Here is a 16,232-nt window from a genome sequence, read left to right as displayed (position 1 = left end):
GGAGTGGAATGACGGTGATCAAGACGGTCGAGGAGCTCGAAGCCATCTACGGGGCCGTCGGTGATGCCTCGACCGTGAAGGTCGCCGACCACGTCACCCCGCTCTACCGCATCTTCATCGAGAAGGCGCCGTTCGCCGCACTTGCCACCATCGGACCCGAGGGCATCGACTGCTCGCCGCGCGGCGACCTCCCGGGCTTCGTCCGCATCCACGATCAGCATACTCTGATGTTGCCGGATCGGCGCGGCAACAACCGGGTCGATTCCTGCGCAACATCGTGCGCGATCCCAGGGTGTCGCTGATGTTCCTGATCCCCGGCTCCGGCAACGCGGTTCGTGCCAACGGCCGGGCTCATCTCTCGGTCGATCCGGACTTGCTCGCTTCGTTCAAGGTCGAGGGCAAGGCGCCGCGCAGCGTCATGGTGATGAACGTGGAAGAGATCTACTTCCAGTGCGCCCGCGCCATCGTCCGCTCCGACCTGTGGAATCCCGACAAGCGCATCGACCCGAAGACGCTGCCGACGCCCGGCCAGATCCTCGCCGAGATGAGCCAGAACGAGGTCGGCGGCGCGGAGTATGATCGCATCTGGCCGGAACGCGCTGCAGCCACGATGTGGTAGCTTGGTTTCTCTCTCACCTTGTGGGAGAGGACGGCTAGCCGCGCTAGCGGCGAGACGGAGTGAGGGGGCGCTCTTCTCGCGAACGCGCGAACAGAACCCGTCATCCGGCGCTTCGCGTCACTTTCTCCCGCTGTGCCGAAGCGGCCGAGCGAGATGAATCCGACTGTCGATGCTTACGACCGGAGAAGCGCCCCGGCCTGCCGCCGCCAAATATGGATAGCCATTTCATTGATCAATCGCGGCAATCGCTCGATATTCGACACATCGAAACTGCTCCTCGAGCTTGATGCCGTGATATGACAACCGATTGCCAGCGTAATCCTGACGACATGCATGCGTGCATGACGCGGCGCTGTTTCTCCGCGGCCACCGGCGCCTGTTGTTGTTGCTGACCACCTCCTGGCAACACCTCACACCGCAGATCCAAGACGGGAACGCCGAGATTTCGGCGAGCGAGCAGTCATGTCCCAAGCTCAACACCAAGCGCAGTCCAACGCCTACATCATCGAAATCCACGATCGTGCCGCCGGCATCGTCACAAGAGACGAGCGCGGTTTCCGCTTCTTCTCCTCCGAGCGCCTGTTCGACAGTCTCGACGGCCGCCAGTTCCGCTCGGCGCGCGAGGCCGAGCGCGCCGCGCGTGCCGTGTTCTCGGAGCGGAGCCGGCGCGCGAGCTAGATCAACTCCGGCGGCGCGCCCTGGTGCGTGCGGCCTTCTTTGCGGCCATGGAGCGGGCCTTGGCGCCCTTGGTGTGGCTCGCCTTCCGTGCGGCGGCTGAGCGTGACGCGGCGGTTCGCCGGCTCGCGGCGCGCTTGCCCTGCTTCGACAGCGCACTTCGCGATGCGGTCGAGCGCGGCTCCTTCTTCAAGACGCCTTCGACGGCGCGCGAGACGCGCGGACGGCGTTTCAGGGTGCGTTTGCCCTGCCCGACCTCGTAGGCATATCTGGCGCTCCGGCGCGTCGATGTCTTGGTCCGCCCTTTGCGCGGCGGCGGCAGGTCGACACCGGCGCGGCGCGCCTCGGACAGGCCGATGGCGATGGCCTGGCGCGTCGAACGCGCGCCATGCTTGCCTTTCCTGATCTTGTCGATCTCGTCCTTGACGAATTCACCGGCTTGCGTGCTGGCGGATTTGCCGGCGCGCTTGTCCTGCTTGGCTTTACGAATGACTTCCTGTCTTGGCATGGGTCGAGTTCCCTCTTGCAATCGCAAAGGTCTCCAACCGCAACGCGCAATGCGGAAGATCGATCCTATCAGCCCTTCAACGCCGCGAGCAGTTCGTCAGGCCGCTCGGCCATGATCATATGGCCCGCGCCCGGCACGACGACGGTCTTCGCATGCGGGATCGCGGCTGCAAGTGCCTTGCCCGCCTTCGCCGGTGTCATCATGTCCCGCTCGCCGATGATGAGGGTCGCAGGCACTTTGATGGTCGCCGCCGCAGCGAGCGCATTGGCGTAGGCATTGCAAGCCGACAAATCCCTGAACAGCACGCCCGGCTCGCAATGCTTCAACACCGCTTGCGCGCCGCCATGCATCCACAGGCCCGGCGCGAGGCTGCCGCCGAGCTCGGCCTTGAAGCCGAGGCCCCAGATCGACACCATGTCGTTTGCATCCTGCGAGTTGGCTTCGGCCGCTTTCAGCAGATCCGGACCGACCGTCATGGTCGCGGCGGTGCCGATCAGGCTCAGCGCGGAGACCTTGTCGGGGTGCCGCGCGGCAGTCTCCAGCGAGATCAGCGATCCCATGGAATGGCCGATCAGGTGTGCCTTCGCGGCGCCCGCCGCGTCAAGCAGCGCCGCCGTCCAGTCGGCCATGTCGGCGATGCCTGACAGCGAAGGTCCGGCCGAGCGGCCGTGACCGGGCAGGTCGGGCGCCAGAACGCCAAAGCCGTGATGGGCGAACCAGCGCGTGTGCAGCGCCCAGGTCGAATGATCGAAGCCCGCGCCGTGGATGAAGACGACGGTCGGCAGGGATTTGTCGAATTCGCGGCCGCCGGTTGCGACAAATACCTCGGTGCCGTTGACGGAGAGCTTCATCGTGTCAAACCTTCTGCGAGATGCGCAGCGCCTGCGCGAGATCGTCGATGATGTCGCTGGCGGTCTCGATGCCGACCGACAGCCGCACCAGTTCCTCGCCGATGCCGGCAGCCCTAAGCTGCTCGCCGTCCATCTGCTGATGCGTGGTCGAGGCCGGGTGGATCACCAGCGTCTTGGCGTCGCCGACATTGGCGAGGTGGCTGATCATGCGCAGCTGTTCGATGAACTTGCGGCCCGCAGGCCGGCCGCCCTTGATACCGAAGGAGACGATCGAGCCCGCGCCACGCGGCAGCAGCGTCTTGGCGAGCTGGTAGTCGGGATGGTTCTCCAGGGAGGGGTGCAACACCCAGTCCACGGCCTTGTTGGATTGAAGCGTCTCCAGCACGAGATGCGTATTCTGCATGTGGCGGTCCATGCGCACGCCGAGCGTCTCGACACCCTGCAGGAGCTGGAACGCGTTGGTTGGCGACAGGCAGGCGCCGAAATCGCGCAGGCCTTCGGTGCGCGCCCGCATGATGAAGGCCGCCGTGCCGAACTGCTCGTCGAAGACGATGCCGTGATAGCCGCCATAGGGCTCGGTCAGCACGCCGAATTTGCCGGAGGCACGCCAGTCGAAGCGGCCGCCATCGACGATGGCGCCGCCGATGGCGATGCCGTGGCCGCCGATCCATTTGGTCGCCGAATGCATCACGATATCGGCGCCGAGCTCGGTGGGACGGCTGAGATAGGGCGTCGCAAAGGTGTTGTCGATCAGCAGCGGAATCCTTGCCTCATGCGCAATCGCGGCGACCTTCGGGATATCCAGCACCTCAAGTCCGGGGTTGCCGATGGTCTCGCCGATCACGAGTTTCGTGTTCGGCGTGATCGCCTTCCGGAACGCATCATGATCGCGCGGCTTCACGAAAGTCGTGGTGATGCCGAAGCGCGGCAGCGTGTGCGCCAGCAGATTGATGGTGCCGCCATACAGCGAGCTCGACGCCACGATGTGGTCGCCGGCATTCAGAAGCGTCGCGATGGCGAGATGCAGCGCGGCCATGCCGCTGGCTGTGCAAACCGCACCGACGCCGCCCTCCAGCGCCGCGAGCCGTTCTTCCAGCACGCCAGTGGTGGGGTTGGAGATGCGCGTATAGATGTGGCCGGCGCGCTCCAGATTGAACAGCGCCGCCGCGTGGTCGGAATCCTGGAATACGTAGGATGTGGTCTGGTAGATCGGCACTGCGCGGGCGCCGGTCGCGGGATCCGGATGCTGGCCCGCGTGCAGGCTCAGGGTCTCGAAGGCAGGCGGTTTTGGCGCGGGCATGCGTGGCCTCCTTAATTGCTCGGTAACGTTTGGAGATTTGCCACAGATCGAGGTCGGGCGTCAGCCGTTGACAGCTTGATTTTGCGTCTTTTTGCCAAGAGGTCGCCGCACCCGCGATGGGATGTAACTCTGTTCTTAACGAATTTCCTCTAGTTTGCGCATTCCCACCTCGTGACGGCCTGCCGCCCTGATTCGCTCTGCGCGCGGCGCCCAGCAACATCGAAGAGGCAGAATGCCGGCTCTCAAGAACCTGTTTTCGCTGCGCTCGATCGGCGCCAAGCTCGCCCTCATGACCGTGGTCGGAGCGATCTGCATGGCGCTGGTCGCTTCCACCGTGCTGTGGATCGCGCGCAACCAGCTCGTCACCGAGCGCGTCGAAAAGGCGCATGCCGCGGTCGATATCGTCTACAATCTGGCCGACGGTTATTACAAGGCCTACAAGGCCGGCCAGATGACCGAGGAGGAAGCCAAGAAGCGCTTTCTCGAAGCCAATAATAGCGTCTGGTACGAAGACCGCAGCAACTACGCCTATATCTACGACTACGAGACCGGGCTGTGCGTCTCCAATCCCGGCATCCCGCAATTCGTCGGCAAGGACATGCGTCCGAACAAGGACGCCGACGGCAATTTCTTTGCCGTCACCCTGATGGACATCGCCAAAAAGGGCCAGGGCACGCTGCGCTATTCGTTCCGCCGCAGCGGCTCCGATGCGACCCCGCTGGCGAAGATCGCCTTCACCCGCGGCTTCACGCCGTGGAACCTGATGATCGGCTCGGCCGAATACATGTCCGAGGTCGACAACTCGTTCTGGTCGATGGCGCAGACGGCCTCGATGGTCATCGCGGTGCTGATGCTGATCTCGATCATGATCGCCTGGGCTGTCGGCCGCAGCGTGGTCAAGCCGTTGACTGGCCTGAAGGCGCGCATGGCCTCGCTCGGCGAAGGACAACTCGATGCGCCGGTCGCGCATGCCGACCGCCGCGACGAGATCGGCGAGATGGCGCGTACCGTGCAGGTGTTCCGCGACGCCATGATCGAGACCAATCGCATGCGCGAGCAGCAGTCGGCCACCGAGCAGCGCCAGATTGAGGCGCGTAAGGCCGACATGAACCGCCTGGCTGATCAGTTCGAGCGCGAGGTCGGCGAGATCATCGAGCTGGTCTCGGTTGCCGCCGGCCAGCTCGAGAAATCGTCGACGACGCTGTCCAAGACCGCCGACACTGTCTCGCAGGTCTCCAACCGCGCCTCCACGGCGTCGAACGAAGCATCGACGAACGTGCATTCGGTGGCGGCCGCGAGCGAGGAGCTTGCCTCCTCGATCGGCGAGATATCCCGCCAGGTCGAGACCTCGGCCAAGATCGCGGGCGAGGCGGTCACCCAGGCGCAGAAGACCGATAGCCGCATCAGCGAGCTGTCGCAGGCCGCGAGTCGCATCGGCGACGTCGTCGATCTGATCCAGACCATCGCCGGCCAGACCAATCTGCTGGCGCTGAACGCGACCATCGAGGCCGCGCGCGCCGGCGAAGCCGGCCGCGGCTTTGCCGTGGTGGCGTCCGAGGTGAAGACGCTGGCTGAGCAGACCGCGAAGGCGACTGACGAGATCAGCCAGCAGATCTCCGACATCCAGTCGGCAACCAAGGATTCGGTTGCGGCGATCAAGGAGATCGGGGCTACGATCGGCAAGATCTCGGAGATCGCGGCCGCGATCTCGACCTCGGTCGAGCAGCAGGGCTCCGCCACGCAGGAGATTTCCCGCAACGTGCAGCGCGCCGCGGAAGGCACCTCGCAGGTCGGGACCAGCATCGCCGACGTGCAGCGCGGCGCCTCGAGACCGGCAGCGCCTCCGCCCTGGTGCAGTCGGCCGCGCAATCGCTCGCCAACGAAAGCACCCGCCTGAAGCGCGGCGTCGCCAGCTTCATGAACTCGATAAGGGCGGCGTAGGTTCACCTCTCCCCAGCGGGGAGAGGTCGGATTGCGCAGCAATCCGGGTGAGGGGCTGCGGCACAAGGTGAGGCTGTAACCCCTCACCCGGATCGCATCGTCAATGCGATCCGACCTCTCCCTGCGGGAGAGATGACCTCTTCCGACGCTGCTTCGTCGTACTCAAACGTCCCGTCGTTTCGCTCTCACACCGCCCTCCGCTCCGCCAGCCGATCCCGCACCTCGGCCGCGATTTCGAACGAGCGCAGCCGCGCGGCGTGATCGTAGATCTGTCCCGTGGTCATCAGCTCGTCGGCCGCGGTGTCGGCGATCAGCGCCTTCAGCTTCTCCTCGACCACCGCGGGCGTGCCGACGGCGGAGCAGGCCAGCGACTGGGCGACGCCCGCCTTCTCGGCCGGCGACCACAGCGCGTCCATGTCGTCGACAGGCGGCGGCAGCTGGCCGGGCGTGCCGCGGCGCAAATTGATGAACTGCTGCTGCAGCGAGGTGAACATGCGCCGCGCCTCGACGTCGCTGTCGGCGGCGAACACATTGACGCCGACCATCGCATAGGGCTTGTCGAGCTGCGCCGATGGCTCGAACCGCGCGCGATATTCGCGCAACGCCGGCATCATCATCTGCGGCGCGAAGTGCGAGGCGAATGCGAACGGCAGCCCCAGCATGGCCGCGAGCTGCGCGCCGAACATGCTCGAGCCGAGGATCCAGAGCGGCACTTTCGTCCCCATGCCGGGTACGGCGCGGATCGCCTGGTTCGGCTGCACATCGCCGAGCAGCGCCTGCAATTCCAGCACGTCATGCGGAAAATTTTCGGCAGCGGTCGCAAGATCGCGCCGCATCGCCCGCGCCGTGAGCTGGTCGGTGCCCGGCGCGCGGCCCAGCCCGAGATCGATCCGCCCCGGATAAAGCGACTCCAGCGTGCCGAACTGCTCGGCGATCACCAGCGGCGAATGGTTCGGCAGCATGACCCCGCCCGAGCCGACACGGATCGTCCTGGTCCCGCCCGCGACATGCCCGATCACCACGGACGTCGCCGCACTCGCAATGCCCGTCATGTTGTGATGTTCGGCCAGCCAGAACCGCCTGAAGCCCCATTTCTCCGCATGCTGCGCGAGATCGACCGAATTGCGAAACGCCTGCGCGGCGTCGGAGCCCTGCCTGATGGGAGCGAGGTCGAGCACGGAGAAGGGGATCATGGGAAGGCTACCGAAGGGAGGATCTGCGCGTCTGAGAGGATGACATGTAATGTCAGTGCGTAGGATGGGTAGAGCGGAAAGCGAAACCCATCATGCTTCGTCATCGGACAAGGCCGCGATGGGTTTCGCTTCCCGCTCTACCCATCCTACGAAGCTGTTCGCGTGCCCCGCACCTCCGTTCACAAGACTGTTATTGCCGCCGATTGCGCCCCTCGTCGCAACTGGGCGTTTCGCGCCTGTTGTTGTACCCTCGCAGAAACAACCGCACCGTCGCCGGGAGGAACTGACATGACTATTGTCGTACTCAGCCGCCGCAACCTCCTCGCCGCCGGCGGTGCCGTCCTTGCAACCGGGGTTTTGACAGCCGGTGTTTCCGGGCTCCTGCTGCCGGCCCGCGCGGATGGCCTCGCGCCGACGGAATCGATGACGGGCGGGGCGAACAACTACCGCAAAGGTGCGCCGGTCGTGGAGCGGATCGGCAAGGGCGGCTTCTGGATGAGCGGCACCGTACGCCGCGCCGGCGACGGGGCGCCGCTTGCCGGGCAGCGCATCCAGATCTGGGCGCACACGGTCGAAGGCCAGGAGCACGAGCCGCAGAGTCACGGCGCCACGCTCACCGACAAGGACGGCGCGTTCCGGCTCGAGATGCCGCAGATCATTCCGATCTTCGGCCAGCCGCACGGTCACCTCGCCTATGACAGCGGTGAGTTCAAAACCGTCTTTCTGCGGCCGATCATGCGGAGCCCAAAGGAAACCAGCCTCGAGGCGCACTTCGTGCTTCAGCCGGCCTGATCGCGTTGCAAGTGAAGGCGTGGAGATCGGCCCGGTTTTCCTTGATCTGGGCCGCCCTTGCTCTGGCCATTGGCGTGCCGATCGCGCTCGCCGCGGCAAGCGACCAGCTCGCATGGCGCGGTCCGGTCTACATCCTCGCCGGTTTCGCAGGCATCGTCGCCCTCGGTCTCGTGCTGGTTCAGCCTTTGCTGATTGGCGGATATTTGCCGGGCCTGTCGGCCTATCGCGAACGGCGTGCACACCACTGGGTCGGCGGTACGCTGGCCGTCGCGGTGGTGATCCATGTCGCCGGCCTCTGGATCACCAGTCCGCCGGACATGATCGACGCCCTGACCTTCTCGTCGCCGACGCCGTTCTCCCCCTTTGGCGTGATCGCGATGTGGGCCATCTTCACTGTTGCGCTTCTGGCGCTCCTGCGCCGGCGGTTAGGCCTGCGACTGCGAACCTGGCGCATCGTCCATCTTCCACTCGCGATCGTCATCGTCGCATGCGGCGTGGTCCATTGCCTGCTGATCGAGGGAACGATGGAGACAATATCGAAAGCGACGCTCTGCGCATTTGTCCTCGCCGCCACCGCCAAGGTGATGATCGATCTCTGGCGAAAGCGGGCGTCGCGCGGCGAGAGCATTGCGAGGCAGTGAACCGGGCGGAATTGATTGCAGCGGGTTGGCGCGATGACTGAAAGTTCCCCGATCTGAAAGCGTTCCTGCTCGCCACGCCGTTCTTCGGTGGTCTCACGGACGCGAGTCTCGACCTCCTGATATCGATGCTGGTCGAGCGCAGCTTCGACGTCGGCGCGACCGTCGTGGCGGAAGGCGAGTCGGGACGCTCGATGTTCATCGTCAAGTCCGGCCAACTCGCGGTCAGCAAACGGAGGAGTTCGGGCAGCGTCATTCCGATTTCCAGCCTTAGGCCCGGCGATTTCTTCGGAGAAATGACGCTGATCGAAATGCAAAACCGCTCCGCCACGGTGGTCGCGGAGAGTCCTACCGTGCTGTACGAGCTGACCGCGCAAAAACTCTACGCCTGCTACAAGGCCGACATCCACGCCTATGTGATCGTCCTGCAGAACATCAATCGCGAGCTGTGCCGGCGGCTGCGCCGCTCGGATGATCGCCTCACCGGGCATGGGGTGGGCGACGACAGTTGATCGCGCGTAGGATGGCTAGAGCACTTGCGAAACCCATCATGTTTCGTCACCGGGGAATGAATTGATGGGTTTCGCTTCGCTCTTCCCATCCTGGGAGCTACAGCAACGCCAATGAGTGCAGCGAATTTCTATGAAGCCCGAAGGCAACCAAGCCGGAGAGAAGCAGCGCAGTCCCAGTCACGATCAGGCAAAACGCAAACACTATCGGAGCCTCTGGTTCGTCATGAACGAGGAAGACGATAATAGATAAAATTTTACTAACAATCGAAAGGAAGAATTAACCTTACTTGCGCGGCCCAACGGGTAGGGGCCTCGCGATCTTGGATGCGATATCCGCGCACATTTAAGCCGTCGGGCAAAACACCCACCTCCCGCCAAACCCCCGTCAACCCTTCCCTGCAAAAATATTCCGCTTTACCGAAATTCGGATTTGCGGCACACTCCTGCCATCCCGGCCCGAGGAGAGGGCGATCGTACGTCGTCACGAACGTGGGTTGGGGTGCGGTGGACGCGGCAGCGCCGGCGCGGATGTGGGGAGCAGGGCGGGCAGAGGATTGAGCCGAACCCCGTGAGCTCGCTGCAAGCCGTGTCGTACGAACGGCGCCTGTGTTCGATGACGCTTTTGGGTTTCAGCCGGGCTTGCCCGGCGAAGCCTCTGGCGAAGTCGGGTCGCTGCGTACGGCTAAACCGTGTGGTCCTGGCTGTCGTCGCTACAGCCAAGCGTTCGCGGAGGTGTGGAGCGCCCAACCGGGTCAACCACATCGTCAATTCGCGAAGCGAGGAGGCCAGAAGGAACTCGGCTCCCAGGAGAGCACGGCATACACCGTCAACCCATCGCGCAGGGAAGGCCGAGTGTTCGGCGTCACCTGTATGCTGCTGTGCGGTCTCCTTGCGCTACACTTTCGCGCAGCGGACCGCGGGTGCCCGTCGGCCCCCGGTCTTCCCTGCGCCCTCTTCACGGAGAAGGGCGACGGAAACAGCAAAACTCGGGCATCCGGTGCCGCGAGAATGCTGATGCGTGTGTACATCTAGAGATGAAATGGTGCTGCCAGACAGGATTGAACTGTCGACCTCTCCATTACCAATGGAGTGCTCTACCACTGAGCTACGGCAGCATGTGCTGGGATAAGAATCGGCCGCCCGAGGGGCCTACCAAGCGGGCCGATATCTGCCACAGGCCTCCCCGCTGCGCAAGCTTGCAAGACCCGCCAGAACCAGAAAATCGGGGCGATATCGGGGGTATCAGGGCTGCTTTGGCCCGAAACGGCCGACTTTCCGTCGATTTTGGTTCCGCTTTCCCCGGCCAACTGGCCAGTTGGCCCGTGCGGCAGATTCGATCCATTTTGAGTTTCGCACGATCGGGCCGCACGTCCTCTTGAGCGCCGCATTCTCCGGGCATGTTACCGCCAACCGCTGTATGGACCCGTGATGACTGACGACAACGACAGAAGCGCGAAGCAGGTGAGGGGATCGCGGGACGATCGCCTGAAATCGGCGCTGCGCGAGAATCTGAAGCGGCGGAAGCTGCAGGCGCGCGAACGCGCCGCAAGCGCCGACCCCTCGCAAGTCGACGATGGTTCCCTGGATGAGGGGACCGCCGGCAAGACCGACCGGTAGACAAGACCGACCTAAAATCGAGCGGCTAGAATCTTTGGAGTGCATGCAGTGACCATGGGGCAGGACGATTCACACCAAACCGATCGCGATGCGACGATGTCGCGGTTCATCCGCCCCGAGCAGACCTTTCCCGCGCTGACATCCGCCGAAATCGAGCGCATGCGGCATTTCGGCGAGCTGCGCAGCTATGAGCATGGCGAGCTGCTGTTCGAGACCGGCAAGCCGGGGCCGGGCATGTTTGTCGTGCTGAAGGGCTATGTCGCCATCACCCAGCGCGACGGGCTCGGCAATATCACCCCGTTGATCGACCAGGGACCAGGGCAATTTCTGGCCGAGCTCGGCCAGCTCTCCGGCCGTCCGGCGCTGGTCGACGGCCGCGCCGAAGGTGATGTCGAGACGCTGCTGTTGCCGCCGGAGCGCCTGCGCGCGCTGCTGGTCGCCGAGGCCGAACTCGGCGAGCGCATCATGCGCGCGCTGATCCTGCGCCGGGTCAATCTGCTGCAGGCCGGCGTCGGCGGCATCGTCCTGATCGGTCCATCGCATTCGGCCGGCGTGGTCCGCCTGCAGGGTTTTCTCACCCGTAACGGCCAGCCGCATCATCTGCTCGATCCCGAGCGCGATCGCGACGCCGCCGAGGTGATCGCGCGTTATTCGCCAAAGCCTGAGGACTGGCCGCTGGTGGTCACGTCCGACGGCGCGGTGCTGCGCAACCCCGGCGAGACCGAGCTTGCGCGCGCGATCGGCATGATCGGCGGTCCGCGCAACGACCGCATCTACGATGTCGCGATCGTCGGCTGCGGACCGGCCGGGCTTGCGACCGCCGTGTATGCGGCATCCGAGGGGCTCTCGGTTGCCGTGCTCGACACCCGCGCCTTCGGCGGCCAGGCCGGCGCCAGCGCGCGCATCGAAAACTATCTGGGCTTTCCGACCGGTATTTCCGGCCAGGCCCTGACGGCGCGCGCCTTCAACCAGGCGCAAAAATTCGGCGCCGACATCATGATTCCCGTCACGGTGAAGTCGCTCGACTGCACGCGCAAGGACGGCGCGTTTTCGGTCACGCTCGATGGCGGCGATCCCCTGCGCTCGCGCGCGATTGTGGTCGCCAGCGGTGCACGCTATCGCCGGCCTGACATCGAGAACCTCGACAAGTTCGAGGGCCGCGGCGTCTGGTACTGGGCGTCCCCGATCGAGGCGAAGCTGTGCGCCGGCGAGGAAGTGGCACTCGTCGGCGCCGGCAATTCGGCTGGGCAGGCGGCTGTGTTCCTGTCGGGACACGCCAAGAAAGTTTTGATGATCATTCGCGGCGGCGGCTTAGGGGCCAGCATGTCGCGCTATCTCATCGAGCGCATCGAGGCGACGCCGAACATCGAATTGTTGTTCAACACGGAGATCACTGCGCTCGAAGGCGACGAGGCCACGCTGTTGCGGCGGATCCGCTGGAAGAGCCGGCTGTCAGGTGACGAGGATTCCGCCGACATCCGCAACATGTTCTTGTTCGTCGGCGCCGATCCCGCCACCGGCTGGCTCGACGGCTGCGGCGTGACGCTGGACCGCGGCGGCTTCGTCGTGACGGGTGCGCAGTCCGAGCTGAACCAGGGCAAGCTGGTGGCGCCGCTGGAGACCTCCGTGCCCGGCGTTTACGCCGTCGGCGACGTCCGCTCCGGTTCGGTCAAGCGCGTCGGCGGCGCCATCGGTGAAGGCGCGCAGGTCGTGGCCTCCCTGCACGGCTATCTCGGCGACGCCGCAAAACCGGCGCTTTAAGGCACGATCCGGAAAAGTGTGAAGCGGTTTTCCGAAAAGATCGTGCTCAACAATAAGTCAAGGACAAGACAAGCGAATGGCAAGTCGATTGTGACTTGCCAACTTGCCGAGTCCCACGGACAATCGCTGCGTCGCAACCAATCGCGCGCGGAAGAACAAAGATTCACAAGGGAGGACCAAATGGCCGAACTGATCGTGCTCTACAAGACGCCCAAAGACGCTGCAGCCTTCGACAAGCATTATGCCGAGACCCACATTCCGCTCGCCAAGAAATTGCCTGGCCTGAAGAAATATGCCGTGAGCACGGGCGCGGTCGGTTCGCCGGCCGGACCGTCGGGCATTCACCTCGTCGCCATTCTCTCCTTCGACAGCGTGGGCGACATCCAGAAGGCCTTCGGCAGCGAAGCGGGCAAGGCTGCCGCCGGCGATCTGCCGAAATTCGCCAGCGGCGGCGCCGACCTCTTGATCTTCGACACCAAGGAAGTGTGAAGCCTGCAAGCGCGTAGCCCGGATGGAGCGAAGCGTAATCCGGGACAGTAGCATTGAGGCGCGAGACCCCGGATTTCGCTACGCTCCATCCGGGCTACAAACTGCTGTCGTTTGTGACAGCGCTGCAAAAATCAGCCATGCGTTTGTCGATCTGAACGATGACGCATGGCTGCACGCGCATCTGTGACGTCAGCGCAGGTGGCAATCCGATGAGGAGCGTAATATCAATCTTCTGATCTCAACGCAGAGAGTAGGAGAGATGCCATGGTTCTCGGGATGAGCCTGCAAGCCTTTACACTGGTCCATGTCATCATCAGCCTGATCGCCATCGCCGTCGGCCTGATCGTGATGTTCGGGCTGCTCGGCTCGAAGCCGATGCCCGGCCTCACCGCGATCTTCCTCATTTTCACCATGCTGACCAATGCGAGCGGCTTCCTGTTTCCGTTCAAGGAGCTGCTGCCCTCATACATCATCGCCGGCATCTCGCTGGTGCTGCTCGCAGTCGCCTGCATCGCGCTCTACGGCATGAAGCTCAAAGGCGCGTGGCGGCCGGTCTATGTCGTGACCGCGATGATCTCGCTCTACTTCAACGTCTTCGTGCTGATCATCCAGTCGTTCCTGAAGGTGCCAGCGCTCGCCGCGCTCGCGCCGGCCGTGGCGCCGGCGCCGCCGTCCGGTCCGGTCTTCGCCGTGGTGCAGGGCCTCGTGCTGGTGTTCTTCGTGCTGGTGACCATCGGCGCCTGGCGCCGCTACAAGCCGATGGCGTTCGCCTGATCGTTTCTGACTGAAGGAGTCCCTCCCAATGCCCACCATCATCACCAAAGACGGCGTCGAGATCTTTTACAAGGATTGGGGTTCGGGCCAGCCGATCGTGTTCAGCCATGGCTGGCCGCTGTCGTCCGACGACTGGGACGCGCAGATGATGTTCTTCGTCACCCGCGGTTATCGTGTCGTCGCCCATGATCGGCGCGGCCACGGCCGCTCGGCGCAGGTCGCCGACGGTCACGACATGGATCATTATGCCGACGACCTCGCGGCGGTGACAGCGCATCTCGATCTGAAGAATGCCATCCACGTCGGCCATTCCACCGGGGGCGGCGAGGTCGTGCATTACATTGCGCGCCACGGCGAGAGCCGGGTGGCGAAGGCCGCGATTCTCTCCGCGGTGCCGCCGCTGATGGTGAAGACCGAGGCCAATCCCGGCGGTCTGCCCAAGGACGTGTTCGACGGCTTTCAGACAGCGCTCGCGGCCGGCCGCTCGGCGTTCTACCGCGACATCGCCGCTGGCCCGTTCTACGGTTACAACCGTCCCGGCGCAAAACCGTCGGAACCAGTGATCCAGAACTGGTGGCGCCAGGGCATGATGGGCGGCGCCAAGGCGCATTACGACGGCATCGTCGCGTTCTCGCAAACCGACTTCACCGAGGATTTGAAGAAGATCAACGTGCCGGTGCTGGTGATGCACGGCGACGATGACCAGATCGTGCCTTATGCCGATTCCGCGCCGCTGTCTGCCAAGCTGCTCAAGAACGGCACGCTGAAGACCTACAAGGGCTTTCCGCACGGCATGCCGACCACGCACGCCGAAACCATCAACGCGGATCTGCTGGCGTTCTTCAAGGGCTGAACTGATCGCTCACTCCAGGATCGCCCTGATCGCGTCGAAGGTGCGCTTGACGAAAGCCTCCGGCTTGTCGCGCGTGCCTTCGCTGAGCCAGCTCTCGCCGCCGACGCGCATCGCGCCGGTGGCGATCATGGCGACGAGGCGGGCCTTCAGCCGGTCAGACTTGCGGCCCGAACGTTGCGCAAGTCCGTCCGCCAGCGCGCGCTCGAGCTTTTCGTATTTGAGCTGGTCGCGGGCCTGAAGCGCGGGATTGTCGCGCTTGAGCCGCGACATCGCTGCTGCCTCGGTCGGGTCGATCCGTTTGACCGCGGCTGCGATCGCGTTTTCCGCCGCCGTGAGCATGGGCTCGTCCGCAGGCCGCGCGAGAATATCGGCGACCAGCGCGGCGGCCGCATCCTCCTGCCAGGCGGCGACGACGTCCTCCTTCGACGCGAAATAATGAAAGAAGCTCCGGCGCGACATGGCGGCCGCCGCCGCGATGTCATCGATGGTCGTGGCCTCGAAGCCGCGTTCGCGAAACAGCGCCATCGCGGCGCGTTTCAGCCGCTCGCGGGTTTCCTGCTGCTTGCGCTGGCGCAGGCCGGGGCTGGCAGCGGATTTTGCTCCTGCGGGCAACGGCTTGGCGCCTTTCCCGGTCGATGGCGCGGCGGGCTTCGAAGCCTTCAAACTATTTGACCTCTTGCAAACTTGCACTCAGTGCACATTTAGACCCGTCGCGGGCCTCATTCCAGCCCTGAATGGAGATATGGCATGACCGACTGGACCACGGCAGACATCCCCTCGCTCAGCGGCCAGACGGTCGTCGTCACCGGGCCACCGGCGGCCTCGGCTATGAGACGGCGCGCTGGCGCTGGCGGGTGCCGGAGCCATCGTCATACTCACGGGGCGCAACGATGCAAAGGGGCTGCGGGCGATCGACGGCATTTGCGCGCGGTTTCCCAACGCCCTGATCGCCTATGAGCATCTCGACCTCGCCAGCCTGTCGTCGGTCGCCGATTTCGCCCGGCGTTTCGCCGCTAGCAACGACCAGCTCGACCTTCTCATCAACAATGCCGGCGTGATGGCACTGCCGAGGCGGCAGCAGACCGAGGACGGTTTCGAACTGCAACTCGGCACCAATTATCTCGGCCATTACGCCCTGACCGCCCGCCTCCTGCCACGGCTCCGCCGTGCCAAGGCGCCCCGGATCGTCAACCTGTCCGGCGCGATCAATTTCGACGATCTGCAGAGTCAGCGGTCCTATCGTTCCTGGCGTGCATACTGCCAGTCCAAGCTCGCGATGCTGATGTTCTCGCTCGAATTGCAGCGGCATAGCGACGCGTCGGGCTGGGGTTGCGAAGCGTTGCCGCGCATCCCGGCTACGCGCGCACCGATCTCATTCCGAACGGGCCTGGCACCAACACCCTGCAATGGCGAGTTGGTCGATTGCTCCAGCCCTTGATCAGCCAGTCCGCGGCGGAAGGCGCGCTGCCCACGCTGTTTGCGGCAACGTCGACCGCCGCTGAGCCCGGCGGTTATTACGGCCCGAACTGGTTCTACGAATTGAAGGGGCCACCCGCGCCGGCGCGGATCATGCCGCAGGCGAAGGATTTTGCTTCGGCAGCCAGGCTGTGGGATGTCTCGGCGACACTGACCGGTGCATCCTTCGACGAGATCGCAGCTACCGCATGAGCCGCGACTTCGGTAGGGACATCCCGACGCGAGTCATCATT

The 16,232-nt window shown here is 64.3% G+C and carries 14 protein-coding genes, 1 tRNA gene and 4 pseudogenes; 13 read left to right on the top strand and 6 right to left on the bottom strand.

Features of this window, described 5'->3' with window-relative positions:
- The first annotated feature begins 8 nt into the window (after positions 1–8).
- Both ACTGJ9_RS02190 and ACTGJ9_RS02185 read left to right on the top strand, forming a co-directional pair.
- Positions 9–619: pseudogene (locus ACTGJ9_RS02190) on the top strand (pyridoxamine 5'-phosphate oxidase family protein).
- Between the two features lie 462 nt (positions 620–1,081).
- Positions 1,082–1,297, top strand: coding sequence for a hypothetical protein (locus ACTGJ9_RS02185; RefSeq protein WP_456675727.1), 216 nt, complete (start codon positions 1,082–1,084; stop codon positions 1,295–1,297).
- Between the two features lies 1 nt (position 1,298).
- Here the strand turns inward: ACTGJ9_RS02185 and ACTGJ9_RS02180 are convergent, their stop codons facing one another.
- The 3 genes from ACTGJ9_RS02180 to ACTGJ9_RS02170 form a co-directional block, all read right to left on the bottom strand.
- Positions 1,299–1,802: a DUF6496 domain-containing protein gene (locus ACTGJ9_RS02180; RefSeq protein WP_456675726.1), complete on the bottom strand. Its 504-nt coding sequence runs from the start codon at positions 1,800–1,802 to the stop codon at positions 1,299–1,301.
- A gap of 68 nt (positions 1,803–1,870) precedes the next feature.
- Positions 1,871–2,653, bottom strand: a complete 783-nt coding sequence (locus ACTGJ9_RS02175; protein WP_456675725.1) for an alpha/beta fold hydrolase — start codon at positions 2,651–2,653, stop codon at positions 1,871–1,873.
- A gap of 4 nt (positions 2,654–2,657) precedes the next feature.
- Entirely contained in the window at positions 2,658–3,953 is a 1,296-nt protein-coding gene (locus tag ACTGJ9_RS02170) for an O-acetylhomoserine aminocarboxypropyltransferase (RefSeq protein ID WP_456675724.1), read from the bottom strand.
- Between the two features lie 232 nt (positions 3,954–4,185).
- Between ACTGJ9_RS02170 and ACTGJ9_RS02165 the strand changes: the two are divergent.
- Together ACTGJ9_RS02165 and ACTGJ9_RS02160 are read left to right on the top strand one after the other, a co-directional pair.
- Positions 4,186–4,761, top strand: a pseudogene (locus tag ACTGJ9_RS02165) (cache domain-containing protein); the annotation flags it as partial.
- A gap of 84 nt (positions 4,762–4,845) precedes the next feature.
- Positions 4,846–5,894 (top strand): annotated as a pseudogene (locus tag ACTGJ9_RS02160) (methyl-accepting chemotaxis protein); the annotation flags it as partial.
- Between the two features lie 185 nt (positions 5,895–6,079).
- Here ACTGJ9_RS02160 and ACTGJ9_RS02155 read toward each other — a convergent pair.
- Entirely contained in the window at positions 6,080–7,087 is a 1,008-nt protein-coding gene (locus ACTGJ9_RS02155; RefSeq protein WP_456675723.1) for an LLM class flavin-dependent oxidoreductase, read from the bottom strand.
- 288 nt (positions 7,088–7,375) lie between these two features.
- Here ACTGJ9_RS02155 and ACTGJ9_RS02150 point away from each other — a divergent pair, with 288 nt between their 5' ends.
- The 3 genes from ACTGJ9_RS02150 to ACTGJ9_RS02140 are packed head-to-tail and all read left to right on the top strand — an operon-like array spanning position 7,376 to position 9,029.
- Positions 7,376–7,879 carry a Twin-arginine translocation pathway signal gene (locus ACTGJ9_RS02150; protein ID WP_456675722.1) on the top strand — a complete coding sequence of 168 codons (504 nt, stop codon included), beginning with the start codon at positions 7,376–7,378 and terminating at the stop codon, positions 7,877–7,879.
- A gap of 11 nt (positions 7,880–7,890) precedes the next feature.
- Positions 7,891–8,520 carry a ferric reductase-like transmembrane domain-containing protein gene (locus ACTGJ9_RS02145; protein WP_456675721.1) on the top strand — a complete coding sequence of 210 codons (630 nt, stop codon included), beginning with the start codon at positions 7,891–7,893 and terminating at the stop codon, positions 8,518–8,520.
- Between the two features lie 53 nt (positions 8,521–8,573).
- Positions 8,574–9,029, top strand: coding sequence for a cyclic nucleotide-binding domain-containing protein (locus ACTGJ9_RS02140; protein ID WP_456678425.1), 456 nt, complete (start codon positions 8,574–8,576; stop codon positions 9,027–9,029).
- A gap of 1,040 nt (positions 9,030–10,069) precedes the next feature.
- Here ACTGJ9_RS02140 and ACTGJ9_RS02135 read toward each other — a convergent pair.
- Positions 10,070–10,144: transfer RNA gene (locus tag ACTGJ9_RS02135), tRNA-Thr, on the bottom strand.
- Between the two features lie 313 nt (positions 10,145–10,457).
- Between ACTGJ9_RS02135 and ACTGJ9_RS02130 the strand changes: the two genes are divergently transcribed.
- From ACTGJ9_RS02130 to ACTGJ9_RS02110, 5 genes are all read left to right on the top strand, one after another.
- Positions 10,458–10,646: a hypothetical protein gene (locus ACTGJ9_RS02130; protein ID WP_456675720.1), complete on the top strand. Its 189-nt coding sequence runs from the start codon at positions 10,458–10,460 to the stop codon at positions 10,644–10,646.
- A 54-nt stretch (positions 10,647–10,700) separates the two neighbouring features.
- On the top strand, positions 10,701–12,407 hold the full coding sequence (locus tag ACTGJ9_RS02125) for an FAD-dependent oxidoreductase (RefSeq protein ID WP_456678424.1): 1,707 nt from the start codon (positions 10,701–10,703) through the stop codon (positions 12,405–12,407).
- 180 nt (positions 12,408–12,587) lie between these two features.
- Complete coding sequence (locus tag ACTGJ9_RS02120) at positions 12,588–12,896, top strand: EthD family reductase (RefSeq protein ID WP_456675719.1); 309 nt, start codon at positions 12,588–12,590, stop codon at positions 12,894–12,896.
- A gap of 264 nt (positions 12,897–13,160) precedes the next feature.
- On the top strand, positions 13,161–13,670 hold the full coding sequence (locus ACTGJ9_RS02115; RefSeq protein ID WP_456675718.1) for a hypothetical protein: 510 nt from the start codon (positions 13,161–13,163) through the stop codon (positions 13,668–13,670).
- Positions 13,671–13,698: 28 nt separating this feature from the next.
- Entirely contained in the window at positions 13,699–14,523 is an 825-nt protein-coding gene (locus ACTGJ9_RS02110; protein WP_456675717.1) for an alpha/beta fold hydrolase, read from the top strand.
- Between the two features lie 9 nt (positions 14,524–14,532).
- Here ACTGJ9_RS02110 and ACTGJ9_RS02105 read toward each other — a convergent pair whose 3' ends face one another.
- Positions 14,533–15,186 (bottom strand): TetR/AcrR family transcriptional regulator, encoded by a 654-nt coding sequence (locus tag ACTGJ9_RS02105; protein WP_456675716.1) that lies wholly within the window; start codon positions 15,184–15,186, stop codon positions 14,533–14,535.
- Positions 15,187–15,270: 84 nt separating this feature from the next.
- On the opposite strand from ACTGJ9_RS02105, the pseudogene ACTGJ9_RS02100 reads away from it, so the two are divergent.
- A pseudogene (locus tag ACTGJ9_RS02100) lies at positions 15,271–16,191 on the top strand (SDR family oxidoreductase).
- Positions 16,192–16,232 lie beyond the last annotated feature (41 nt).

Origin of the sequence: Bradyrhizobium sp. RDM12 (genome assembly GCF_051917485.1) — a bacterium.
Taxonomy (GTDB): domain Bacteria; phylum Pseudomonadota; class Alphaproteobacteria; order Rhizobiales; family Xanthobacteraceae; genus Bradyrhizobium.
The sequence above is the reverse complement of the archived record's forward strand: the minus strand, read 5'-3'. Positions and strand labels throughout refer to the sequence as shown.

What these genes read in the sequence shown, in the direction of transcription:
- ACTGJ9_RS02175 (WP_456675725.1), bottom strand. Translation starts at nt 2,653, where the DNA reads ATGAAGCTCTCCGTCAACGGCACCGAGGTATTTGTCGCAACCGGCGGC.
- ACTGJ9_RS02155 (WP_456675723.1), bottom strand. Translation starts at nt 7,087, where the DNA reads ATGATCCCCTTCTCCGTGCTCGACCTCGCTCCCATCAGGCAGGGCTCC.
- ACTGJ9_RS02130 (WP_456675720.1), top strand. Translation starts at nt 10,458, where the DNA reads ATGACTGACGACAACGACAGAAGCGCGAAGCAGGTGAGGGGATCGCGG.
- ACTGJ9_RS02110 (WP_456675717.1), top strand. Translation starts at nt 13,699, where the DNA reads ATGCCCACCATCATCACCAAAGACGGCGTCGAGATCTTTTACAAGGAT.
- ACTGJ9_RS02115 (WP_456675718.1), top strand. Translation starts at nt 13,161, where the DNA reads ATGGTTCTCGGGATGAGCCTGCAAGCCTTTACACTGGTCCATGTCATC.
- ACTGJ9_RS02120 (WP_456675719.1), top strand. Translation starts at nt 12,588, where the DNA reads ATGGCCGAACTGATCGTGCTCTACAAGACGCCCAAAGACGCTGCAGCC.
- ACTGJ9_RS02180 (WP_456675726.1), bottom strand. Translation starts at nt 1,802, where the DNA reads ATGCCAAGACAGGAAGTCATTCGTAAAGCCAAGCAGGACAAGCGCGCC.
- ACTGJ9_RS02150 (WP_456675722.1), top strand. Translation starts at nt 7,376, where the DNA reads ATGACTATTGTCGTACTCAGCCGCCGCAACCTCCTCGCCGCCGGCGGT.
- ACTGJ9_RS02125 (WP_456678424.1), top strand. Translation starts at nt 10,701, where the DNA reads ATGGGGCAGGACGATTCACACCAAACCGATCGCGATGCGACGATGTCG.
- ACTGJ9_RS02185 (WP_456675727.1), top strand. Translation starts at nt 1,082, where the DNA reads ATGTCCCAAGCTCAACACCAAGCGCAGTCCAACGCCTACATCATCGAA.
- ACTGJ9_RS02170 (WP_456675724.1), bottom strand. Translation starts at nt 3,953, where the DNA reads ATGCCCGCGCCAAAACCGCCTGCCTTCGAGACCCTGAGCCTGCACGCG.